The 22,249-nt window shown below is 57.5% G+C and carries 20 protein-coding genes and 1 pseudogene; 4 read left to right on the top strand and 17 right to left on the bottom strand.

The window, feature by feature from the left end; genetic code table 11:
• Positions 1–382: 382 nt before the first annotated feature.
• From ADN00_RS02585 to ADN00_RS02565, 5 genes are all read right to left on the bottom strand, one after another.
• Complete coding sequence (locus tag ADN00_RS02585; protein ID WP_075061389.1) at positions 383–1,102, bottom strand: glycosyltransferase family 2 protein; 720 nt, start codon at positions 1,100–1,102, stop codon at positions 383–385.
• A gap of 27 nt (positions 1,103–1,129) precedes the next feature.
• Positions 1,130–1,372: a hypothetical protein gene (locus tag ADN00_RS02580; RefSeq protein ID WP_075061388.1), complete on the bottom strand. Its 243-nt coding sequence runs from the start codon at positions 1,370–1,372 to the stop codon at positions 1,130–1,132.
• The gene (locus ADN00_RS02575; RefSeq protein WP_075061387.1) at positions 1,369–2,436 is read right to left on the bottom strand and encodes a radical SAM/SPASM domain-containing protein; all 1,068 of its coding nucleotides are present in this window, start codon (positions 2,434–2,436) and stop codon (positions 1,369–1,371) included. The genes ADN00_RS02580 and ADN00_RS02575 overlap by 4 nt, the downstream gene beginning before the upstream one ends.
• 180 nt (positions 2,437–2,616) lie before the next feature.
• Positions 2,617–5,283: a LuxR C-terminal-related transcriptional regulator gene (locus tag ADN00_RS02570; RefSeq protein ID WP_075061386.1), complete on the bottom strand. Its 2,667-nt coding sequence runs from the start codon at positions 5,281–5,283 to the stop codon at positions 2,617–2,619.
• A gap of 253 nt (positions 5,284–5,536) precedes the next feature.
• Positions 5,537–6,172 carry a sterol desaturase family protein gene (locus tag ADN00_RS02565; protein ID WP_075061385.1) on the bottom strand — a complete coding sequence of 212 codons (636 nt, stop codon included), beginning with the start codon at positions 6,170–6,172 and terminating at the stop codon, positions 5,537–5,539.
• 296 nt (positions 6,173–6,468) lie between these two features.
• Between ADN00_RS02565 and ADN00_RS02560 the strand changes: the two genes are divergently transcribed.
• Genes ADN00_RS02560 through pstB form a run of 4 tightly spaced genes read left to right on the top strand, consistent with a single transcriptional unit; the run spans position 6,469 to position 11,787 of the window.
• Complete coding sequence (locus ADN00_RS02560; RefSeq protein ID WP_075061384.1) at positions 6,469–8,406, top strand: PstS family phosphate ABC transporter substrate-binding protein; 1,938 nt, start codon at positions 6,469–6,471, stop codon at positions 8,404–8,406.
• Positions 8,407–8,461: 55 nt separating this feature from the next.
• Positions 8,462–9,718, top strand: a complete 1,257-nt coding sequence (gene pstC / locus ADN00_RS02555; RefSeq protein ID WP_236691465.1) for a phosphate ABC transporter permease subunit PstC — start codon at positions 8,462–8,464, stop codon at positions 9,716–9,718.
• Complete coding sequence (gene pstA / locus ADN00_RS02550) at positions 9,718–10,977, top strand: phosphate ABC transporter permease PstA (RefSeq protein WP_082389819.1); 1,260 nt, start codon at positions 9,718–9,720, stop codon at positions 10,975–10,977. The genes pstC and pstA overlap by 1 nt, the downstream gene beginning before the upstream one ends.
• 21 nt (positions 10,978–10,998) lie before the next feature.
• Entirely contained in the window at positions 10,999–11,787 is a 789-nt protein-coding gene (gene pstB, locus ADN00_RS02545) for a phosphate ABC transporter ATP-binding protein PstB (protein WP_075061383.1), read from the top strand.
• A gap of 89 nt (positions 11,788–11,876) precedes the next feature.
• Here pstB and ADN00_RS02540 read toward each other — a convergent pair whose 3' ends face one another.
• From ADN00_RS02540 to ADN00_RS02485, 12 genes and pseudogenes are all read right to left on the bottom strand, one after another.
• Entirely contained in the window at positions 11,877–12,674 is a 798-nt protein-coding gene (locus ADN00_RS02540) for a hypothetical protein (RefSeq protein ID WP_075061382.1), read from the bottom strand.
• A gap of 2 nt (positions 12,675–12,676) precedes the next feature.
• Entirely contained in the window at positions 12,677–13,291 is a 615-nt protein-coding gene (locus tag ADN00_RS02535; protein WP_075061381.1) for a hypothetical protein, read from the bottom strand.
• Positions 13,292–13,362: 71 nt separating this feature from the next.
• Positions 13,363–13,998: a hypothetical protein gene (locus ADN00_RS02530; protein WP_075061380.1), complete on the bottom strand. Its 636-nt coding sequence runs from the start codon at positions 13,996–13,998 to the stop codon at positions 13,363–13,365.
• Positions 13,999–14,079: 81 nt separating this feature from the next.
• Entirely contained in the window at positions 14,080–14,523 is a 444-nt protein-coding gene (gene aroQ / locus ADN00_RS02525; protein WP_075061379.1) for a type II 3-dehydroquinate dehydratase, read from the bottom strand.
• Positions 14,520–16,127 carry a 3-dehydroquinate synthase gene (gene aroB / locus ADN00_RS02520; protein WP_075061378.1) on the bottom strand — a complete coding sequence of 536 codons (1,608 nt, stop codon included), beginning with the start codon at positions 16,125–16,127 and terminating at the stop codon, positions 14,520–14,522. Before aroB ends, aroQ begins: the two co-directional genes overlap by 4 nt.
• Positions 16,124–17,233, bottom strand: coding sequence for a chorismate synthase (gene aroC, locus ADN00_RS02515; protein ID WP_075061377.1), 1,110 nt, complete (start codon positions 17,231–17,233; stop codon positions 16,124–16,126). The genes aroB and aroC overlap by 4 nt, the downstream gene beginning before the upstream one ends.
• The gene (locus ADN00_RS02510; RefSeq protein ID WP_075061376.1) at positions 17,227–18,105 is read right to left on the bottom strand and encodes a shikimate dehydrogenase; all 879 of its coding nucleotides are present in this window, start codon (positions 18,103–18,105) and stop codon (positions 17,227–17,229) included. The genes aroC and ADN00_RS02510 overlap by 7 nt, the downstream gene beginning before the upstream one ends.
• Positions 18,105–19,394, bottom strand: coding sequence for a 3-phosphoshikimate 1-carboxyvinyltransferase (gene aroA / locus ADN00_RS02505; protein ID WP_075061375.1), 1,290 nt, complete (start codon positions 19,392–19,394; stop codon positions 18,105–18,107). The genes ADN00_RS02510 and aroA overlap by 1 nt, the downstream gene beginning before the upstream one ends.
• The gene (locus ADN00_RS02500; RefSeq protein ID WP_075061374.1) at positions 19,391–20,257 is read right to left on the bottom strand and encodes a prephenate dehydrogenase; all 867 of its coding nucleotides are present in this window, start codon (positions 20,255–20,257) and stop codon (positions 19,391–19,393) included. The genes aroA and ADN00_RS02500 overlap by 4 nt, the downstream gene beginning before the upstream one ends.
• Positions 20,254–21,267 (bottom strand): 3-deoxy-7-phosphoheptulonate synthase, encoded by a 1,014-nt coding sequence (aroF, locus tag ADN00_RS02495; protein ID WP_075061373.1) that lies wholly within the window; start codon positions 21,265–21,267, stop codon positions 20,254–20,256. Before aroF ends, ADN00_RS02500 begins: the two co-directional genes overlap by 4 nt.
• Positions 21,264–21,638, bottom strand: a complete 375-nt coding sequence (gene aroH / locus ADN00_RS02490; RefSeq protein WP_075061372.1) for a chorismate mutase — start codon at positions 21,636–21,638, stop codon at positions 21,264–21,266. The genes aroF and aroH overlap by 4 nt, the downstream gene beginning before the upstream one ends.
• Positions 21,639–22,074: 436 nt before the next feature.
• Positions 22,075–22,249 (bottom strand): annotated as a pseudogene (locus ADN00_RS02485) (glutamate dehydrogenase); the annotation flags it as partial.

The raw sequence follows: 22,249 nt of genomic DNA, 5'->3' as shown, positions 1-22,249 counted from the left end.
GAGCAGTTCTAGAACAACTTTTGCTTTGAATTCCGCGGTAAATTTCCTGCGTTCTCCCATTCTGGACCTCTTTCTTGAATCTTATTCTACCCCTTTAGGGGGTGTCCAGTTTTTGGGGTCCATTACAATGCATTCCTCTTTCTAAAGAAAATCTACTAATAATGAATTGACCTGCAAATTTTATCAGACTTCGGCTCATAATTATCCGAAATGAGACAAATCTGGGAAATCTCTTAATAATCATTTTCGCCTGTTTTTCAAAAAAGTAAACAGGTTGTGCGGATATTCACCCACTTTTAATGCGGAGATAGAAAAATCCCCTTTCGGTTCATACGAAAGGGGATGGCAGAGGCAAGCTAAGTGGTCGCGCGCCCTGGAATGGTTACCAGTTTTCCACCCAACCTCTGACCATTTTCCGGGTCCAATAGCCGCAGGTTTGCAAAATTTCTGCGCCTTCCTGGGCGTACCCGCGCAGGGCGGGGAGCAGGCTGCTCTTCTGCAGTTTGATGGGGTGTTTCAAGTTATTCAGGCGCACAAACTGCACGCGCTGGCGGCTCTGGCGGTAATGCAGGTTGATATGCGTTTCCACCCCGAAGCGTGAGTCGCGAATCAGCTCGACCAGCGGCAGGGCATCGCGCCGCCAAACGGCGCGCTCGCCCGAGATCCAATGCAGCAGTCCGAGTGGGTCAACCGGCTCGAACAGGTCTGAGCCTTCAATCGGGTAGCCGATGACCATATCGGCCTGGTCTTGCAGCAGCGGGCGCAGCAGATCCAGCTCGTAGCCGCAGTGCCAGTTCTGCAGATCGGCGTCGATGAAGAGCAACGCTTCGCTGCGGGCGCGCGAAATGCCCTCGGCCAGGGCGTATCCTTTGCCGTGGTTGCCGGGCAGATGAACGGCCTGAATTTCTGTTTTCCAGGCGTAATGATCCAGGATGGCGGCGGTCTGGTCGGTGGAGCCGTCATTGACAACAATGATTTCATCCAGGTAAGGAGAGGCCAGCAGGTTGTCCAGCAGGTTGGCGAGGGTTTTTTCCTCGTTATAGGCGCAGACAATGGCCGCGCAGGTGGGACGAACATCAGAAGAAAGGGTTGTGATTTCCATTTTTAATTACTCCTATTCATGGTCAACTTATTTTTCTAAACAGGTTACCGACAGAATCGAAATGCCTAAATCTCGCAGTTTGGTCAGGACGGCAAAGAGATGAGCCTGATCTCGGATTGGACCGATCAGCTTCGTTTCTACGGGTGATACGGTTTCCAACACAAAGCCTTCGAACCAGTATTCCCAATCTTTCAAGGCGATCTTGCCTTTGATTGAAATCTGATAGGTGTGGCGGGTGGAGTCAATTTGAGGAGAGGTTGTCTGATTCATAGTCGAACTTCTTTTACCTGGGCGGGTTGGAATTTAAGCACTTTGAACAAATAAATGCTGATTGCACCCTTTAACCAGGTTTTGAGCAGGCTGGCGCCGCCGAGACAATGCTGGCAACGGGGATGAACCACACGGTTATGTTTGAATCCTTCACGAATGGCGTTAGCGCGGGGCGAGGTTAATACCTCGGTCAGAGAGGTTGTGTTGAGATTTCCCAGCGATGTTCCGCCGTCATAATCCGGGCAGCAGATGGTGATTTCTCCGTTGCTGAGCACGCCCAGGTTGGAAAGCGCGTAGCTGCAGGTTCCAAAGTGAGCCGGGTGGATTTTCTTTTTGGTAAAAGCGTTTCCCCAGTCTCCAAATGGGTGAACGTAAATTTTGGTATGCTCGTCGAGTTGGATCATCTGCGGACGGTTGAGGTTCAGGTGACGAAGAGATTGCTGGACCTGCTGCTCTGACATGTTTTTTTCGATTACAGAACAAACATCCAAAATGTAGCGAGTCAGCTTACCGCGATTGAGTGATTCCCAATTCATCTTTTGCGCCAGTTCCACATCGAATAATTTGTGAGACGATTTATTCATAAAGCACAGGATTAAATCCATCTGGCTGCCACTGGTGCGAACAAGTTTTACCGCGTTGAGCACGCGCTGGTAATAATCCGCGAAGCTTATGGATGTGCCACGGGCAGCGTGATCTTCCTCACCGATTAACTGGACCGAGATGGCCATTTCATCCAGGCCGGCGTCTGCCAAAGATTTAACCCGTTCCGGAGTAAGCAAAGCGCCGTTTGTGTTAATATCAGTGTGCAGGCCTTTGCTTTTGGCGTAGGCAATTGCCTCTGCCAGGCGGGAGTAGATCAGCGGTTCTCCCAGCACATGATAGCCAACCGTGTCAGTGATATTTTCGGAGACGATTTCATCAATGCCTTTACGATACAAATCAAAATCCATATTGTGCCCCTTGCGGTTCGAGACCAGAATGGGGCAGAAGTCGCACTTGAAATTGCAATGATTGGTCAGTTCAAAATAAACTTTTACCGGTCGTAATGATTGATCTAACATAGTTTCCCTCGTTGATGGATGGCTGCCAGGGTTCTACTGGCGGGCCAGGTGTTTTGTTATCCATAATGAGCTTACGGTACCTGAGGGTGGAGAAACATCCTCCGTGGGGTGGAATGGGGGGATGGAAAAGAAAAAAACCGGCTCATAGCAGCCGGTTTTGTCAGTGATGGTAAACAGGGTTTAGATGAGTTTTTGTTGACGGGCGCGCTCGACAGCCTGCAGACGCGTGCGAACCCCCAACTTTCCATAGACATTATTGATATGCGTTTTAATGGTGCTCACTGCCACGAACAACCGCTCGGCGATTTCCTGATTGGAGCAGCCGGAGGCGATTAACCGCAGCACTTCGATTTCGCGATCGCTCAATGGCTCTACCAGTTCCATCGGAGAAAGTGCCTGGCTTGAAACGAGGGGAAAGTGTGACAGCAAAGATTGAGTGTATTCCAGATGCATGCCTTTTTCCAGCGCCCGTTCGAGTAATTTTGCCATCGGCGCGCCTTCATCCACAAAAGTACGGATATATTTTTCATCCTGACAGGCATCCAACGCCTGTGAAAGCATGATGAGGGCTTCGTTTTTGCGGCCCTGGGCATCCAGGCATAGCGCTTTTAATGTCCACAGTTCCACAATCTGCGCGCCATATCCGTGCGCTATCGCGGCTTGCAGCTGGCTTTCAAGCAGGGGTAAAACTTCAGCAGCGTTGCCCTGAGCGAATTGGATTCTGGCCCAGGTTGCCACCTCTAACTCCTTAAAGAAATCCCATACCGCAGTATCTTCGGGTTGGAAATTTTCGATCCAGGCCTGCACCGATTCTTTTTCACCAAGCGCCAGCATGACACGCGCAATTTGGGTGGAAGCGACCAGGGTAGAAGGCGGAGAAAGAACAATTCCCTCACGGCTGGTCTGCTCTGCTTGAAGGATCAGGCGGCGGGCTTCTTCATAGTCGTTTTGCGCCAGGCGAATTTTGGCCAGGAAGATCAGCCCAATCGAGCGGATATCAACGCTTTCCCATTGTTGGCCAAGCTCGATGGTGGTCTGCACATATTTCTCGGCGCTTTCCAGGTCGTTCCATTCATAGTAAATTTGCGCCAGCCGCGAATAGGCCATGGCGGCCAGGGGGAATTTGTGACTGCTTTCACCAAATTGATGAAGAATCTGCTGGTAGATGCGCACCGCTTCGGTTAATCTTCCCTGGGCGTAAATGGCGTCGGCCAGCTGGCTGCCTGTGCTGGTGATCAGCATCTGATTGGCGGTTGGTAAACTGAGCTGGTAGGCCTGCTGATAAAACTGAATGGCTTTCGCGAGGAAACCGCTATTTTCGTAAGCCATGCCCAGGTTTAATAAAACATTTGTGCGAAGGAATTCTTCGCTTTCGGGGAGTTTCTGTAAGGCGGTTTCAGAAAACAAGATGGCTTGCGGAAAATCGTTATTCAGAATACTTCTGTAGGCTAAAATCGTGGCTGCTTCGCCTTCTATTTGAGAATTGAGATTCGATTGCGCCAGAGCTTGATTTACGCGCTGCTGGACTACGTCTTGTTGGCTTGTGAACAGATAAGCCCAGGCTTCTGTCAGACAAAGACGTGGGCGAGTAAGGAAACAATCTTCAGGAATTTGCTGCAACCAATGGATGATTTCGCGATTCGTACCCGGGAAGATTAAGGATTTATGGATTACCTCCAAAATGTCTGCCGCCAATTGATGGTCTTTGGCCAGTAATGCGTGTTCGACCGCTTCATTTTGAAAGCCATGATCCCGGTACCAAAGACAGGCTTTCATGTGGAGTTCGCTTTCCAGAGGTTTTTGTTGCTTGAGAGAAAGGTGGTGAAGACGATTACATAAGAATTCCGCAAAAAGGTGGTAATAGCGGTACCATTCCCGGTTGGAATCCAGGGGAACAATGAACAGGTTGGCAAGCTCAAGCTGATTAAGAATTTTTTGAGCATCGGCATTGCCACTCACGGCGGTGCACAAAGGCGCGCTCATGCGTTTGAGAATGGACGTGCGCAATAAGAAATCCACAATATGGGGGGGCTGCAATTCCAGCACTTCATCGATCAGGTAATCCAGAATGTAGCGATTGGATCCGTGCAGAGCCTCCAAAAGGGATGTCAAATCACGTTTTCCTTGCGTTGATAAGGCAATCAATTGCAATCCAGCAATCCAACCTTCGGTTTGCTGTTCGAGTTCTCTCAAGGTAGCAGAAGGAAGGTCTAACCCGGAGATTAAATGCAGAAAGGCGGCCATTTCGGATGTGTTGAAGCGCAGATCTTGGGCGCGTAATTCAAAGATTTGGCCGCGCGCGCGAAAACGAGGTAATGGAAAAGGGGGATCGGAGCGCGTGGCGATGACAAACCGGGTCAGCGGCGGTAATTTTTCAATGAGGAAGCCAAGCAGCGCATGGATCTCTTGGGACTCAATCAGATGATAATCATCCAGAACCAGGGTGATGGATTGGTTGGAAGCCGCAAGGTCATTGATGAATGTGGCCGCGATGGTTGTTAGTGGTAAATCAGCCCCCGTTGGAATGGGTGATTTTAATAATACCGCCGTTGTTTTTCCAAGTTCGGGATTGGAAGACTGTATCGCCGCGCAAAGATACTCTAAGAAACGAACTGGTTGATTATCTGCTTCGTCAATGGAAAGCCATCCCACCGCACTATCTTGGAGTTGAGAAACCCACTCACTTAACAAGGTGGTCTTTCCAAAACCGGGCGGCGCAGATACCAGAATCAGCTTAACCCCAGGGCGGGCGGCGGAATTTAACTGGTCAATAAGGGTTGGCCTCGCAATGCGCCGTGGATTGGGAGGAGGGATGAATAGCTTTGTGCTCAGTAATGGAAATTCCATGAGATTAATATAGCATGATCTGGCAAAATTCCACATCCTTAATTAAGGAATTATTCATTTTTGCCTCAAGATCAAGAATCCATAAAAAGATCAAATCGTTCCTCAGGGGATGATCTAAAAGCATCCATTATCGTCAGCCAAATCGCTGGCGATTGGATGCTTTTCCATCGGGCAGGAGCCGGGTATCGATCTGTTCAGGCGCGGAAAGATTTTGCAGCCAGCAGGTTAAGATCGATCGCTGGCAGGGGTATGGTTACTTGGGATAGGTCTTGAAGACATAATCCCACAGCGGTGAAGAGACGCCGAAGCGCTGCTCGGGGGTTTGAAAATGGTGGTGCATGTGATGCTTGCGCACCATTTTGAAGTAACCGGAGCGGAAGTTGAAATGATGGGTGGCATAGTGGGTGAGATCATACATCAGGTAGCCGGTGATGAAGCCGGAGAACATGGGGCCCACCCAGTGGCCGGCAGACAAGAGGACGCCCAGCACCAGCCAGAAGAGGCCGTAAAAAAGCAGCGCCAGCGGAATGCTGACCACCGGCGGCATAACCAGGCGGGTTTTCACGCGCGGCTGGGCGTGATGAACGCCATGAAAGAGGAAAAAAATGCGCTCGTGTGCCGGGTTTTTGGGGTGGTGGTGAAAGAGAAAGCGGTGCAGCAGGTATTCTGCCAGGGTCCACAGGAAGAGACCCAGTGCATAGGCGGCGGGGATAAACACCCAGCCGGACTGCGCCGGGCGCTGCAGGATGCCGCGCACCAGGAAGAAGAAGACCACTGGCAGCCAGATGATAACCACCGCAAGCGGGCTGATGTGGGTAAAGAATTCAAGAAAGTCGGACTTGAACAGGCGAATAGGATTTTCCGAGTTGTCGACTTGAATTGTGGACATGAACGCTGCCTTTCATTACCCATAATTGGGGGATTAACGATGAAATTAGTAAAAATGGATTGAAAAAAGTATAGCACAAGCGCCCGTGCTGTTCTATGGGGCATTCTGAAATTCATGAAAGGGATGCTGGCGCCTGCACAGACATATTCTGGGTGATTGAAATTGCTGATCTCTTTAACCCATCAGTTAATCACTTCCTAATCATCATTTAACGGACCATTGCGAAATTGACAATATTGAATTGCTATAACCATTATGCAGGTATTACTCAACTATTGAAATGAGGAGAGATTTGTATGCAGCGTAAATTCTTTATGCTAACCGTCCTTTTGGTGATTGCTTCTGTTGTTTTAGCGGCTTGCGGCGCCACGCCGACCGCAGCGCCAACCGCTGCTGCAGCGGTCGAAGCCGCCAGCCCCACCGCAGCCGCGGAACAACCTACCACAGTTCCTACTGAACCTGCTGTTATGGAGCCGGTTGACGACATGCTCCCGGCAGTTGACCCCTTGACTGTAACCGGTGATGTTGTATCGGCGGGCAGCTCAACGGTGTATCCGCTGGCCGAGCGCATGGCCGCGCGCTTCCAGGATGAAGGCTATGCCGGCACGATCACGATCGACAGCATTGGCTCTGGTGCCGGATACGAACGTTTCTGTGTGACTGGCGAATCCGATGTGGCGAATGCCAGCCGGGCGATCAAGTCTTCGGAAGTAGAGTCTTGCAAAGCCATTGGCCGCGAGCCGATTGAATTCCGGGTAGGCACCGATGCTTTGGCAGTGGTGGTGAGCAAGGAAAACACCTTCGCCAAGAATGCGACCATGGAAGAGCTGGCGATGCTGTTCTCTGACCAGGCGGAGAAATGGTCGGATGTGAACCCTGAGTGGCCGAGTGAGCCGATCCAGCGCTTCATTCCCGGCACCGACAGCGGCACGTTTGACTACTTTGTCGAAGAAGTGTTTGATAAGAACAAGGAACCGCACCTGAACGCCGCCAACACCCAGCTTTCTGAGGACGACAATGTGCTGGTGAAGGGTGTGGAAGGCAGCCCGTATGCGATTGGCTACTTTGGCTACGCTTACTATGCTGAGAATGCCGACAAACTGAACGTGCTGTCGATTGAAGGTGTGGCCCCGACGGCTGAAACGGTGGATGACAACAGCTACCCGCTGGCGCGCCCGCTGTTCATCTACTCGGATGCCAAGATCATGCAAGACAAACCCCAGGTAGCCGCTTACATCAACTTCTTCCTGACCTACGTCAACGAAGAGATCAGTGAAGTGGGTTACTTCCCGGCCAGTGAAGCTGCGCTCAAGGCTGCCAAACAGGCCTGGCTGGACGCAATGGCTGCTGATCTTACCGCTACCGCCTTGAAACTCCCGGCAGTTGATCCGTTGACCGTAACCGGCGACGTTGTATCGGCGGGCAGCTCAACGGTGTATCCGCTGGCCGAGCGCATGGCCGCGCGCTTCCAGGATGAAGGCTATGCCGGCACGATCACGATCGACAGCATTGGCTCTGGTGCCGGATACGAACGTTTCTGTGTGACTGGCGAATCCGATGTGGCGAATGCCAGCCGGGCGATCAAGTCTTCGGAAGTAGAGTCTTGCAAAGCCATTGGCCGCGAGCCGATTGAATTCCGGGTAGGCACCGATGCTTTGGCAGTGGTGGTGAGCAAGGAAAACACCTTCGCCAAGAATGCGACCATGGAAGAGCTGGCGATGCTGTTCTCTGACCAGGCGGAGAAATGGTCGGATGTGAACCCTGAGTGGCCGAGTGAGCCGATCCAGCGCTTCATTCCCGGCACCGACAGCGGCACGTTTGACTACTTTGTCGAAGAAGTGTTTGATAAGAACAAGGAACCGCACCTGAACGCCGCCAACACCCAGCTTTCTGAGGACGACAATGTGCTGGTGAAGGGTGTGGAAGGCAGCCCGTATGCGATTGGCTACTTTGGCTACGCTTACTATGCTGAGAATGCCGACAAACTGAACGTGCTGTCGATTGAAGGTGTGGCCCCGACGGCTGAAACGGTGGATGACAACAGCTACCCGCTGGCGCGCCCGCTGTTCATCTACTCGGATGCCAAGATCATGCAAGACAAACCCCAGGTAGCCGCTTACATCAACTTCTTCCTGACCTACGTCAACGAAGAGATCAGTGAAGTGGGTTACTTCCCGGCCAGTGAAGCTGCGCTCAAGGCTGCCAAACAGGCCTGGCTGGACGCATCGAAGTAAGTTCAAGAATAGCAGACAATATAACATCCTCTCCCGTGGATCATCACGGGAGAGGATGGGTCGCGAAACAAGTGCAAAGTACGGGTCAGACGCCCTTAATGTCTCAGGCAAAGAGATTATGGTAGAGAATCGAACTGAAGAAGCGATGATGGCCGCCAATACGGCAACCATTGAGGATTTGAAAAAGGGATTAAAGAAACGTCCTCGCTTTGGAGAGAACCTGATTCAGACTTTCTTGTTCTTTTGCGGGGTGGTTTCTATTTTGATTACCATTGGCATTGTGTACGAGTTAGGCAAAGAATCCTTGCTCTTTTTCACTCGCCGCCAATGGGAAGAAACGAACAAGCCGCTGGCGGTGGATATTGACGCGCAGGTGACCGAATTCGAGGTGGGCAGCGCGGGGATTACCCTAAAGGAAAACCAGGTGATCCGTCTTGGGGAAGAGGTCATGCTGATTAAATCCATCAATGGCGGAATCCTTCAGGTGGAACGCGGTTATCTGGATACGCTCGCGGTTTCCCATCGCGCCGGTGTGGAAATTTACAACGGCCGGGTGGTGACGCTGCGCGAATTTTTTGGAAGAACCGAGTGGAATCCGCAGATTGGCAAGTTTGGAATTTGGTCGCTGGCCAATTCAACGTTGTTGACTTCGGTGGTGGCCATTCTGGTGGCGCTGCCGTTGGGTTTAAGCGCGGCTATTTATTTGAGCGAGTATGCCTCAGAGCGCGCGCGCAAAATTTTGAAACCTGTTTTAGAGGTTTTGGCGGGCGTGCCCACTGTGGTTTATGGTTACTTCGCGCTGAATTTTATGACCCCTTTGCTGAGAAATATTTTTGGGAAAGGGGTGGTTGAAATTTATAACACCGCTTCGGCAGGGATTGTAATAGGCATTCTTATTCTGCCGTTGGTCAGTTCAATGAGTGAAGATGCCCTGAGCGCCGTCCCGCGCGCGCTGCGCGAAGCGGCTTATGGACTGGGTGCAACCAAGCTGGAAACAGCGATTAAAGTGGTGGTTCCGGCGGCGTTCTCTGGTATCGCGGCAGCAGTGATTGTGGCGATTTCACGCGCAATTGGCGAGACGATGATTGTGGCCATTGCCGCGGGGGCGGGTCCGGCGTTCACCTTCAACCCGTTCAAGGCGGCTGAAACCATGACCGGCCACATTGTGCGCATCAGCGGCGGCGACCTGAGCTATGACTCAATTGACTATAACAGCCTCTTCGCTATTGGTCTGATGCTGTTTTTGATGACGTTGGGCTTGAATATCATCAGCCAGCGCGTGGTGAAGCACTTCCGCGAGGAGTATGAATAATGGAAAGCCCTTTTAATAAGAAACTGATTTCCGGACCTTCTTTGTTTGAAGATAATACCAAGCCCCGCCACCGCACAGCGCGTTTCTGGATGAGCATTTTTCAGATTTCAACAGTGATTGCCATTGTTGCTCTTTCCGCGCTGCTGATCACGATTGTCAATAATGCTTTTGGTTATGTGATTTATGAAAGCAAAGTGGATCCGGATACGCTGGCAGTCAATGGTGTGGAAGTGGACGATTTGTCAAAGGAAGAATTGATTGTTGCTTTACAGAGCAATATCTCACAAGGTTTGTATCGCCGCTTTGCAAATGACATGCCCTTTGAACAACGTACCCGCGAAGACGTTCTTGCTTTGATTTATGAGCGCGTGATCGATCCAAAAGTGGTTATGCAGTATTCATTGATCGATTCGATTTTCAAGCGATCTGAGATTGCCCAATATGCGGCTGCGGAATACCCCAAAGCCGAATTGGTTTTCCAGTCCTGGATCAATTGGGATTTTGTAAAAGCGCCGCAATCGGGTGATCCGCTGCGCGCCGGGGTGCGCACGGCAGTATTTGGGTCATTGTGGACGATCTTGTTTGCTGTTTCGCTTGCTTTTCCAATTGGCGTGGGCGCGGCGATTTATTTGCAGGAGTACGCGGAAGATAATTGGGTCAATCGTGTTATTCAGACCAATATCAATAACCTGGCAGGTGTGCCCTCGATTATTTACGGTATCTTGGGGTTGGCGATTTTTGTGCGCCTGCTGGAAAAATTAACCAGTGGGGCGGTGTTTGGCGTGGTAGACCCCACCACGGCGAACGGGCGCACTGTTCTATCCGCTGGGCTTACCTTGGGGTTGCTGATTTTACCGACCATCATCATCAACGCCCAGGAAGCCATCAAAGCTGTGCCCAACTCGCTCAAGCAGGCCAGTTATGGGCTGGGCGCCACGCGCTGGCAGACGGTGTGGCACCATGTGCTGCCTAACGCGCTGCCGGGAATTATGACCGGCACCATTCTGGCGATCTCGCGCGCGATTGGCGAAACGGCTCCGCTGGTGGTGGTGGGCGCGTCGACCTTCATCACCATGGATCCCAATGGGCCGTTCTCCAAGTTCACCACCCTGCCGATCCAGATCTATCAGTGGACATCGCGGCCGCAAGACCTGTTTCGCAATATTGCCGCGGCAGCCATTCTGGTGCTGCTGATCATGCTTTTGTCCTTAAACGCCAGCGCAATTTTGCTGCGTAACCGCTTTAGCAATCGAAACTGACCTGGGAAAGGTTGGATCTTCATGGAAAATCGAATGAAAACAAACGAATCCGTTGTGATTGATGTTAAAGATTTAAATGTGTATTATGGAGCCTTCCGAGCGGTCAAAGATGTGAGCATCACCATCCCGCAAAACAAAATTACCGCCTTCATTGGGCCTTCGGGCTGCGGGAAGAGCACCATGCTGCGCAGTTTTAACCGCATGAATGAACTGGTTCCCTCGGCGCGTGTGCACGGTAATATTACGCTGGATGGTGTAAATATCTACGACCCGGATATTGACCCGGTAATGGTGCGCCGCAAGGTGGGCATGGTGTTTCAGAAGCCCAATCCCTTCCCGAAAAGCATTTATGAAAATGTGGCCTGGGGCGCGCAGATCAACGGCTATAAAGGTAACATGGATGATCTGGTGGAAGAGTCGCTGCGCCAGGCGGCACTGTGGGACGAGGTGAAAGACAAGCTCAACCAGAGCGGTTTGTCGCTCTCGGGCGGGCAGCAGCAGCGCCTGTGCATCGCGCGCACCATCGCGGTCAAGCCGGAAATCATTCTGATGGACGAGCCGGCCTCGGCGCTCGATCCGATTGCCACCCTGCGCATCGAAGAGTTAATGGAAAAACTATCGGAAGACTACACCATCATTGTGGTGACCCATAACATGCAACAGGCTGCGCGCGTTTCGCATTACACTGCCTTCTTTAACATGGATGAGGACCGCGCCGGTTACCTGGTGGAATACGGCGATACCAGCGCCATGTTCACCAACCCTTCCAAGAAGCTAACCCAGGATTACATCACCGGGCGCTTCGGATAATTTCAACAACTTCCAATCTCTTTGCCAAGCCAGCCAGGCTCCACCGTGGGCCTGGCTGGTGATTTAAGCAAGAGATGGGCGCGGAGGCTTTATTGAATAACAGCCAAGTAGACCGAAGCGGTGGTGCCGCTGACGGCGTCGGCGCGCGATTCGCCGGGCATGTGCCAGCCGCAGGTCTCAAAGACCAGCAGGGGCTGACCGGCTTCGCCAGGCGGGGTGGCAAAGCCAGAGACGGGCAGGGCCTGTGATACGGGCGCGGCAAAGTAGGCCGATAATCCGCTGGCCGGGATGCGGGCTGTCTCCAGCAGGGTGAACTGGTATAGTTCCACGTCGTTCTGGCGGATGCCGACGCTGGCGCCTTTGAGGTTCTGCAGGTTCTGCAGGGTCTGCGCCAGAGAGAAGCCCGCCTGGTTAATGCCGGTGCCTTCGACGGCGTGGCGGTAGCTCTGCGCCTGGCCGCCCACGCCGGAATGGATGCTTAAGAAGATCACTTCGCTGCCATCCGGCTGCAAGTACGCGGAGACGCAGGCTCGCTGGCTGCCGAAGTTGCATTCCGCGCCGGGCTTGAAGCGCATGCGAATTGGCCGCCCGCGATTGACCGTTTCATCCGGCGGAGTGATGATGATTTCCACCCAGCTCTGCGTGTCGCTGAAGTCTATGCCGTGGAAGCGCTGCGAGGGTTGGGGCTGCGCGGCGGGCGGTTCAGGCGCGGGGGTATCCGTGGGATGTAGGGGCAGAAAGGCGGTAGGGGTAAACTGGTAAGGCTGGAAAGGCGTGGGGGTGCCGCCGGTTACCGGCAGGGCAGTTGGAGCGCAGGCAGGCAAACACAGCAGGGTCAGCAGCAGAGCCGGGAGGCTGGCGGCGATGAGAGTGAACCCGCGCCGCATGGTTATTTGCGTTTGATGGCGAGGCGGTAGAATGTGAACCCTCCGCCGCCCAGCACGGTGAAACCAGCGGCCAGCAGATACCCCAGGTTGCCTGGCCCACCGGGCTGCGGGCGGGGCGCGGGTTGGGCGGTAGGAGCGGCCTCTTCCTCTTCTTCCTCCGATTCCTGCGGAGGAGACGGAGGCTGAGTGGTGTTGGTCGGCGTGGGGGTGCTGGTAACTGTGGGGGTGGGGGTATGGGTGGGCGCGGGGGGCTGCTCTGGCGCGGGGGTTTGCACCATCTCGTAGAAGCGGATTTGCTGCGCCGCATCCGAGCACCAGTAGACATCCTCGCTGACGCGCGAGCACATGGCGCCAACCGTAGGCGGGGCTTCACCAGGGTCGAGGCAGTAGGTGAGGATTTCCCAACCGCTGTTGCACAGGCGGAAACGCTGGCGGGTGTCTCCCAGGCCAGGAATGGCGCCCATCCCCAGGTCTTCGCACACATTCCAACCGTGCACGGGCGTGTCGGATTGGGCTGGCGGCGCGGCAATAATCTTCCCGGTGATGAACAGAGAAGAGAGCGAAACTCCCAGCAAGGTGATGAAAATGATGATGGCTCGCAATTTGGGTTTTGACATTCATACCCCCGGCGTTTCATCCAGTATATGAAATTGGATGGGCTTCGTCAACTATAAACCGGCAAGTGGTTTCAGATGGTCCAGCGGTCGTTCACAATGGCGATCAATTTCCAGCCATCTGGGGCGCGCTCAAACACCAGGCGCAGGCTGCTCCAGTCCATGCCGGAGTATTCTTCCGTGCCGGGCTGGTAAAACTCCACCACGCGCGCGCCGGGGTAGAACTCGGCCAGGTTGTTGATGGTGTTGCCCGCGCCGATGGGCTGGTTGTAGCTGAGCTGCGCTCCGGCGGCGTAGTCGTATGAATAGAGGAAACTCTCAAAATAATCCGCGAAGGTGAGCTGGATTGGCTCGCCGCTGCCGTCGTAGGCGCCCCATTCATAAATCGTATTGTCCGAAAATAATCCGCTGATTTGATCGCGCTGAAAAACAAGATCTTCAGAGCGGACGTAGGTGTAGGGAGAAAAGCGCACGCCTTTCTGCGGGTGGGCAAACGCCGAAAGGGTGTTCAGGTCGCGGGCCTGCAGCGCGAAAACGATCTGCTGGGCGGCAAGCGCCAGGTCGGCTTCGCCGGGGGTGGGCTGCGGGGTGGCGGTGGGCAGCGACGCGGTGGCAGGCAGGCCGGTTGGGGCCGGGGTGGGGGTGAAGGCGCGGCAGGCGCTGAGGAGCAACAGCAGCGCGAAGATGATGATGAATACCGGCTTTCGCATGGGGTCTCCTTTCCGAAGCGTTCCCCTGCCAACCATTCTACCGCATTTCGCGCCGGGATAGTTAACCGCCACGCGGCGCGCTCACTGCAGCAGGTCGAGCAGGGCGGTGAGGCCGAGGGCGTAGCTGCGCCAGCCGAAACCGCAGATCTGCCCCACGCACACGGCGGCGGTGAGCGATTTGTGGCGGAATTCCTCACGGGTGTGGATGTTGGAGAGATGTACTTCCACAGCGGGCAGGCCCACGGCGGCGATGGCATCCCGCAGGGCCACGCTGGTGTGAGTGTAGGCGGCGGGGTTGATCAGCACGCCCTGGTAGCGCCCGGCGGCGGCTTGCAGCGCGTCGATCAGCACGCCCTCGTGATTGGACTGCACGATTTCCAGCTTCGCGCCGCGCTGTTCGGCCAACTGCGTCAGGCGGGAGTTGATATCCTCCAGGGTGGTGCGCCCGTAGATCTCTGGTTCGCGCTGTCCCAAGAGATTAAGGTTTGGCCCGTGTAAGACTAAAATGGTGATTATTTCGCTCATGCTTCCCTCCGCGCGCCGAGTTCGACCAGCGCCTCCAAGATGGTGGTGTCGGGTACGCTGCTGTGAATCTCCGCCCGCCCAATGGCCAGCGGCAGGGCCCAGCGCAGCGCGCCGGATTGTTTTTTCTTATCGTGGCGCATGGCGGCCAGAATGTCTGCGGCGGGCAGTGGCGGGCAGGTAACCGGCAGGCCCCAGCCCTGCAGGCAGGCGCGCAGACGGTCTGCCAGCGCCTCATCCGCCAGCCCCAGCCGGGCGGCGATGCGCGCCGCCGCCAGCATGCCGATGGACACGCCTTCACCGTGGCGCAGCGCGAATCCGCTGAGCTGCTCGAGGGCGTGCCCGGTGGTGTGCCCCAGGTTGAGCAGGGCGCGCTGGCCTTGCTCAAACGGGTCGGCTTCGACCACGTCAATTTTGACCTTCACGGCGCGCGCCAGCCATTGCGGGGCAGAGTCCTGCCACCAGAGGGTCAGGTCCCCGGCATGCTGTTCCAGTTCGGCAAACAAGCCGGGGTCGTTGAGCGCGGCGTGTTTGATCACTTCGGCCATGCCAGAGCGCAGCTCCTCGGCGGGCAGGGTTTGCAGGCACAGCGGATCGATCAGCACGCAGGCGGGCTGTTTGAACGCGCCAACCAGATTCTTGCCGCGCGGCAGATCCACGCCGGTTTTTCCGCCCACGCTGGCATCTACCATGCTGAGCAGGGTGGTGGGCATCTGCGCGAAGCGCACTCCGCGCATGAAGCTGGCCGCGGCAAAGCCGGCCACGTCGCCGGTAACGCCGCCGCCCAGCGCCAGCACCGTGCCAGAGCGGTCCAAGCGCAGGTCGAGGAACTGTTCGTACAGGTAGGCCAGCGTCCCCAGGGTTTTGTGGGCTTCGCCGTCTGGGATGAGCGCCAGGCCGGGCTGGTAACCGGCGGCTTGCAAGGCGGCTTGCAGCAGGTCGGCGTAGAGCGGCGCGACGGTGGGGTTGCTGACCACCACCACCTGTGAGCCTTGCGGAATACCGGCGGTGCGCAGCGCCCAACCGGCGCGGGTGAGCAGCCCCTGTTGGATATGGATGGGATAAGACCCTTCGGGGGTGCGCACGGGCAGTTCTTCTGCGCGGGCGATCTGAGCCAATTGCGCCGCGACCTGTTCGGGGGAGAGTTTAGCGCAGTCGATTTGCCAGGGGATGCTGTCGTAGGCAGCCTGGCGCTGCTGGTAAAGCTGCGCGGCGCGCTCTGGCAGGCTTTGCCCGTTGACCAGCATGGGGCGGTCTGCGCGGGGCAGGTCTTCCAAGCGCCGCAGGGTCTCTTCCAGGCTGAGACGCAGGCAGACCAACTGGCCGTTGGCGGCCAGCAGCTGCCGGTTGGCGGGGTTGAGCAGCAAACCCCCGCCGGTGGCGATGACCAGATCCTCACGCGCGGAAAGTTCGCGGCAGAGCTCGGTCTCCAGGGCGCGGAAGGCCGCTTCACCCTGCTCGCTGAAGATCTGCGGGATGGTTTTGCCTGTCCGCGCTTCGATCAGCGCGTCGGTGTCGATAAAGCCGCGCCCCAACCGTTGGGCGGCCAGCTTGCCGCTGCTGGTTTTGCCGCTGGCCATGAAACCGGTGATGACGAGGTTTTTCATCGGCGCATCTCCGCCAGGCTGTCACCGCCCAGTTTTTCCACCAGGGCTTCAGCCAGTACCCAGCCCAGCATGGCTTCGGTCACCACTGCGGCGGCCGGCACGGCGCAGATATCGGAGCGCTGGTATTCCGCGTAGGCGGGCTGCCCGTCGGCCAGGTTGACTGAAGCCATCTTCGCGCCGGTGGTGGCAATGGGCTTCATCGCGGCGCGCACCACCAGCGGCTGGCCGTTGGTCATGCCGCCTTCCAGCCCCCCGGCGCGGTTGGAGCCGCGCAGCACCTCACCGGATTCCGCAGGCAGAAAGGTGTCGTGCACCTGCGTGCCGGGCAGCGCGGCGTTCTCAAACGCCGGGCCGATCTCCACGCCTTTGATGGCCTGAATGGAAAGCATGGCGGCGGCGACGCGCGCGTCGAGGCGCCGGTCCCACTGGGCGTGGCTGCCCAGGCCGACCGGCAAGCCCAGCGCGGTGACCACCACCACCCCGCCGAGGGTGTCTTTGGTGCGGCGGGCGGCGTCGATCTGCTCGCGCATGGCCTGGGCGGCGGTTTCATCGGGGCAGGCGGTGTCGCTGGCTTCGGCCAGCGCCCACAACTGCGGCACAGGCAGGTTGGGGATCTGGGCGCGCACCGGGCCGATCTGCTCGACCCAACTGCCGATCTGCACGCCAAAGGCGGCGGCCAACTGGCGCGCCACCGCGCCGACGGCTACCCGCGCGGCGGTCTCGCGCGCGCTGGCGCGTTCGAGAATGGGACGGGCGTCGTCCAGCCCGTATTTCCGCATGCCGGGGTAGTCGGCGTGGCCGGGGCGCGGGGTGGTGAGCTGGCTTAAGGCGCCGTCCTGCCATTTTTCCTGCCAGTTCTTCCAGTCGCGATTTTCAATTTGAATGGCGAGGGGCGCGCCGGTGGTCTGGCCGTAGACCAGCCCGGCGGTGATCTGTGCGCGGTCTTTCTCGATATTCATGCGGTGACCGCGGCCGTATCCGCGCTGGCGGCGGGCTAACTGGAGATTGATTTGTTCGATGTCCAGCTTAAGACCGGCCGGCAGACCATCAATAATGGCGGTGAGCTGGGGTCCGTGGGATTCTCCGGCGGTTAGAAATCTCAGCATGATGGGTTCCTCCAGGATGGCGGGCAGGCCTGCAGCATGGTCTCGATAGGGGCGGGCTGCCCAGTCCAGATTTGAAAGGCGGCGGCGGCCTGGTGAATGAGCATTTCCAGCCCGCCGATGGCGCGCGCGCCGCTCTGTTCGGCGATTTGCAATAAACGGGTCTGGTATGGATTATAGACCAGGTCGTAGACGGTGAGGCGGGCTGGGATGGGAGTTACTTCCGGCCAGATGCAGCCCTGGGTATGCGGCCACATGCCCAGCGGGGTGGTGTTGACCAGCAGTTCGGCAGTTTGGCAGGCTTCGATCAGGGTGGACGAGCCGAACGGCAGGGGAATGATGCCCGCGCCGTCCTCGGCGAGGGGCTGCAGCGATTGCGCGAGCTGTAAGGCATGGGCTGGATTGCGGTTGAGCAGGTAAATCTTCCGGGTACCCAACTGCAGCAGGCCGTAGATCACCGCGCGCGCCGCGCCGCCCGCGCCCACCACCACCGCGCTGCGCGGGGTGTGGCTCTGGGCACGCAGGGGATGGAGGAAGCCTTCCACGTCGGTGTTGTCGCCTCGCAGGCAGGGGGTTCCGTCTTCAGCGGTTTGAATCGAAATGGTGTTGACCGCGCCCAGGGCGGCGGCGGTGGGGCTGAGCGCGTCCAGCAGGGGCAGCACGGCCTGTTTGTGCGGGATGGTGACGTTGAGGCCGCGAAAGCCGCAGCGCGCCAGCCCGCGCAGCACATCGGGCAGATGTTCGGGCGGGGTAGGCAGGGGCAGGTAAGCCCAGTTCAGCCCCAGGGCGGCGAAGGCGGCGTTATGCAGGGCGGGTGAGAGACTGTGCTCCACCGGCCAGCCCAGCAGGCCGGTGAGGGTGGTTTTGCCATCCATCACAGACGCGCCCCCAATCCGCGCAGCAGGCCTTCAAAGCCGGGGAAGGAATCGCCGATGCAATGCGTGTTGGTCACAGTGAGCGGTTCGCTGGTGATCAGCCCGGCCACGGCCAGGGCCATCGCCAGGCGGTGATCGCCGTGACTGTCGGCTTCGCCGCCGCGCAGCGGGGTGGGGCCTTTAATGATGAATCCGTCGGGGGTGGGGGTCACGTCTGCGCCCAGGCGGTTGAGTTCTTCGGCGGTGGTGGCGATGCGGTCGGTCTCTTTGACGCGCAGTTCAGCCGCGTCGCGCACGATGGTGGCGCCTTTTGCCTGGGTGGCCAGCACGGCGAAGATAGGAAATTCATCGATCATGCGCACCACCGTCTCTCCGCTGACCGTGACGGCCTTCAACTGAGAAGTTTGAACGTGAATGTTGGCTACCGCTTCGCCGCCCTGCATGTGGGCATCTTCGATGGATATTTGCGCACCCATGTTTCGCAGCATGTCTGGCAGGCCGGTGCGGGTGGGGTTGACGCCCACGTCCAATAGTTTGACCTGCGAGTGCGGGGCCAGGACGGCGGCGGCAATTAGAAACGCTGCCGAAGACACATCTCCGGGAATCTGGATGGAAAGGGCATTCAGGCGCGCGGCGGGTTGAATCGTTACCCGCAGACCGTTTTTCTCTACGCTCGCGCCCATAGCAGACAACATGCGCTCGCTGTGATCGCGTGAGGGGCCGGGTTCCACGACCGTCACCGCGGATTGGGCGTACAGTCCGGCCAGCAGCAGGGCGCTTTTGATCTGTGCGCTGGCCACCGCAATCTCAACCTGCCCGCCGTTCAGCGGGCCGCCCTGAATCCACAGCGGCGCACGGCCGTTGGTCGTTTCCATGCGCGCGCCGAGCTGGCGCAGGGGGGCGGCCACGCGTTCCATGGGGCGACGCAGCAACTGCTCATCGCCGGTGAGGGTGGTATCGAAAGCTTGCCCGGCCAGCAGGCCCATCAACAGGCGCATGGTGGTGCCGGAGCGGATGCAGTTCAGCGGCGCGGCGGGCGCGCGCAGTCCGCGCAGGCCCACGCCGTGGACAATCAAGGTGGTGGCGTCTTCCTGCTCGACGCGCACACCCAGGTCACGCAGGCAGCCGAGCGTGGCCTGGCAGTCCTCGCCGGGCAAAAAGTTGGTGATGCGGGCTTCCCCTTCGGCAATGGCGTTGAAGAGCAGCGCGCGGTGCGAAATGGATTTGTCTCCCGGCAGGCGGCACTGGCCTTGCAGGTTGGCAGAGGGGTGGATGGTGAGGGATTTCATTCTTGAAAATTTCTCCGGATGGTTTTGGCCTGCTCCAGGCGCTGCGCCAGGGCTGGCTGCTGGCTGTTTTCCAGCTCTTCAGTCAGGGCTTGCAGGTCGGCCAGGCAGGTGCGCAGGGCGTGGATAACGTTGTGTGGGTTGGTGAGCAGCACGTCCAACATCATGGTGGTATCGCTGGCGGCCAGGCGGCTGGTGTCGCGGTATCCGCTGGCGGCGGCCTGCCAGACCAGGGGATTCTCCTGCGCCATCTGCTGGGCGGCGCGGACCAGCGAACCGGCCAGCAGGTAGGGCAGGGCGCTGACGGCCGCCACCGCGCCGTCGTGCTGGGCGGCGTCCACCACCACCGGGCGTGCCGCGATGGCGTCTACGATGTGGTGCGCCAACAGCAGCGCGGCTGGCGGGGTGCGCTGCAGTGGGGTGAGAAAGAATACCCGCCCGGCGAAAAGCTGCGGGTCGGCATTTTCCACACCCTGGCTTTCTTTGCCGCACATGGGGTGCCCGCCGATGGGGTGAATATGGGCGGGCAGGCTCTGCATGGCCTGGACGATTTCGCTTTTGGTGCTGCTCAAGTCCAGCAGCAGGCAGCCCTCTGGCAACAGGCCGGCGATTTGCGGCAGCAGGGCCAGGTTGGCGCGCACTGGCGCGGCCAGCATCACACAGCCGCTGTTGAGCGCCTGCGCGCTGGGACGGGTTTCGCCGCGATCAATCCAACCGCGCTGAAGGGCGAACTGCAGCGCAGTTGGATTGGGGTCTACGGCGCAGATGCTGCGGACTTTTCCGCGCAGCGCGGCGGCCAGCGAGCCGCCCATCAATCCCAGTCCGAGGAGGGTAAAGTCCACCTCCGAGAGATCTTTTTCGCTCACATGCTCCTCCCGATGGCAGCGGCAATGGCAGGCAGGGAGGTCATCAGGGCGGCGAAGCGCTCCGGTTTGAGTGACTGCGGTCCGTCGGAGAGGGCTTCTTCGGGGCGCGGGTGCACTTCAATCACCAACCCGTCGGCTCCGGCGGCCACACCAGCGCGCGCGGTTGGCTCGACCAGGTCCCATTTGCCGGTGGCGTGGCTGGGGTCGACCATCACCGGCAGGTGGGTGAGTTGTTTGAGCACCGGCACAGCGGAGATGTCCAGGGTGTTGCGGGTGGAGGTTTCAAAGGTGCGGATGCCGCGCTCACAGAGGATGACCTGATTATTGCCGTGCGAAAGAATGTATTCAGCCGACATCAACCACTCTTCAATTGTAGACATCAGTCCGCGTTTGAGCAAGACGGGCATGTGGGCCTCGCCCACGGCGTGCAGCAGGGCAAAGTTCTGCATGTTGCGCGCGCCAATCTGCAGCATGTCGGCGTACTGCGAGACCAGCGGCACCATCTGCGGCTCCATCACTTCGGTGACGAAGGGCAGGCCGGTTTCTTCGCGGGCCAAAGCCAGGTACTGCAGGCCTTCTTCGCCCAGTCCCTGGAAGCTGTAGGGTGATGAGCGCGGTTTGAAGGCCCCGCCGCGCAGCATGGTGGCCCCGGCGGCTTTGACGGCGTGGGCGGTTTCGAGCATCTGCTCGCGGCTTTCCACGGCGCAGGGGCCGGCCATGACCACCACCTTGTTGCCGCCGATGACCACGTCGCTGACACGGATAAGGGTGTCGGTGGGGTTAAACTCACGGCTGGCCAGCTTGTACGGGCGGGCGACGCGCATGGTGCGGTCGACGCCGTCCATGAGCTGGATTTGCGCGATGTTGACGGCGCGCACGTCGCCAATCACCCCCAGAATGGTGGTTTCTTCGCCCACCGAGGGGTGGACCTTGCATCCGGTCAGTTCGATGCGTTCGATCACGGCTTCAACTTGCATGGGTGACGCTCCTTTTTTCATGACGACAATCATTTCTCTTCCTCCTTTACCAGGTCGGGTCGCAGGGCGCGGGCGCGTCCCAGGTAGACGTGGCGAACCTGGTCTTGTGTTTTGTGGGTATTCCATAACAATAAAACGCGCAGGCAGGCGGGCAGGCTGCCGGGCACGTCCATTTCTTGCGCGCACATCAGGGGCACCATCTGCCAGCCCATTTCACGGGCGGCGCGCGCCGGGTATGCCGCGGTCAGATCTTTGGTGACAGTGAAGGTCACGGCGGCCAGATCGGCGGGGTCGAGCTGGTTCTGCGCGACGATTTCAGACAATAACTGGTGGGCGGCGGCCAGAATGGCGGCTTCGCTGTTGCTTTCAACATGGATGGCTCCGCGGATGCCCAGACAACGCATGGTTTAACCTCCTGAAGTGAATAAAAAAAACCGTGGAGCGGTTTGCTCCACGGCTGATGGGTATGGTTGTGTTTGTTCTCTGCCTTACTCCGAAACACCGCCGCCCGTCATGAAGCAAACCTCACGCGGTTGGGTAAAATAAAAATAAAAATAATAGGAGTAGGCGAACGAGTTGTTTTTCATCGTTTTTTTGTGCGGACTTGATATTAGAGAGTATGGTACGCCTTTTGAGAGTGAAAGTCAACCGGTTTTTTGAAATTGGGAATTTCTTAACCGGATGTTAATCGGCGTATGCAGACCTTTAGCGAAGAGGGGACTGCTGGGGCTATTCGGTCCATTAATGCCAATACCACCCCAATTGGGGTGGCATTGGCTCAGTGGGTGTTGTTCATTCCGTAGGAGGACAGGATGAACAGAGAAAATGGTCTGATTTGGTTTAGATCCAGCCGCGCAGCTCCATGGCTTTGACCACACGGGCGATGGCGACCATATAGGCCGCGTCGCGCATGTAAGCCTTTTCCTTGAGCGACATCTCCAGCACGGCGTGGAAGGCTTCGGTCATCTTGGTGTCCAGCTTTTCCAGCACTTCCTGCTTGGTCCAGTAGAAGTTC

The organism is Ornatilinea apprima (genome assembly GCF_001306115.1).
Taxonomy (GTDB): Bacteria; Chloroflexota; Anaerolineae; order Anaerolineales; family Anaerolineaceae; genus Ornatilinea; species Ornatilinea apprima.
Note: the sequence above shows the minus strand (reverse complement) of the source record. Positions and strands in the feature narration are given on the sequence as shown.

Excerpts from the sequence above, each read along its gene's own strand:
- ADN00_RS02585 (WP_075061389.1), bottom strand. The coding sequence starts at position 1,102 with ATGGAAATCACAACCCTTTCTTCTGATGTTCGTCCCACCTGCGCGGCC.
- ADN00_RS02580 (WP_075061388.1), bottom strand. The coding sequence starts at position 1,372 with ATGAATCAGACAACCTCTCCTCAAATTGACTCCACCCGCCACACCTAT.
- ADN00_RS02575 (WP_075061387.1), bottom strand. The coding sequence starts at position 2,436 with ATGTTAGATCAATCATTACGACCGGTAAAAGTTTATTTTGAACTGACC.
- ADN00_RS02570 (WP_075061386.1), bottom strand. The coding sequence starts at position 5,283 with ATGGAATTTCCATTACTGAGCACAAAGCTATTCATCCCTCCTCCCAAT.
- ADN00_RS02565 (WP_075061385.1), bottom strand. The coding sequence starts at position 6,172 with ATGTCCACAATTCAAGTCGACAACTCGGAAAATCCTATTCGCCTGTTC.
- ADN00_RS02560 (WP_075061384.1), top strand. The coding sequence starts at position 6,469 with ATGCAGCGTAAATTCTTTATGCTAACCGTCCTTTTGGTGATTGCTTCT.
- pstC (WP_236691465.1), top strand. The coding sequence starts at position 8,462 with ATGGGTCGCGAAACAAGTGCAAAGTACGGGTCAGACGCCCTTAATGTC.
- pstA (WP_082389819.1), top strand. The coding sequence starts at position 9,718 with ATGGAAAGCCCTTTTAATAAGAAACTGATTTCCGGACCTTCTTTGTTT.
- pstB (WP_075061383.1), top strand. The coding sequence starts at position 10,999 with ATGGAAAATCGAATGAAAACAAACGAATCCGTTGTGATTGATGTTAAA.
- ADN00_RS02540 (WP_075061382.1), bottom strand. The coding sequence starts at position 12,674 with ATGCGGCGCGGGTTCACTCTCATCGCCGCCAGCCTCCCGGCTCTGCTG.
- ADN00_RS02535 (WP_075061381.1), bottom strand. The coding sequence starts at position 13,291 with ATGTCAAAACCCAAATTGCGAGCCATCATCATTTTCATCACCTTGCTG.
- ADN00_RS02530 (WP_075061380.1), bottom strand. The coding sequence starts at position 13,998 with ATGCGAAAGCCGGTATTCATCATCATCTTCGCGCTGCTGTTGCTCCTC.
- aroQ (WP_075061379.1), bottom strand. The coding sequence starts at position 14,523 with ATGAGCGAAATAATCACCATTTTAGTCTTACACGGGCCAAACCTTAAT.
- aroB (WP_075061378.1), bottom strand. The coding sequence starts at position 16,127 with ATGAAAAACCTCGTCATCACCGGTTTCATGGCCAGCGGCAAAACCAGC.
- aroC (WP_075061377.1), bottom strand. The coding sequence starts at position 17,233 with ATGCTGAGATTTCTAACCGCCGGAGAATCCCACGGACCCCAGCTCACC.
- ADN00_RS02510 (WP_075061376.1), bottom strand. The coding sequence starts at position 18,105 with ATGGATGGCAAAACCACCCTCACCGGCCTGCTGGGCTGGCCGGTGGAG.
- aroA (WP_075061375.1), bottom strand. The coding sequence starts at position 19,394 with ATGAAATCCCTCACCATCCACCCCTCTGCCAACCTGCAAGGCCAGTGC.
- aroF (WP_075061373.1), bottom strand. The coding sequence starts at position 21,267 with ATGATTGTCGTCATGAAAAAAGGAGCGTCACCCATGCAAGTTGAAGCC.
- aroH (WP_075061372.1), bottom strand. The coding sequence starts at position 21,638 with ATGCGTTGTCTGGGCATCCGCGGAGCCATCCATGTTGAAAGCAACAGC.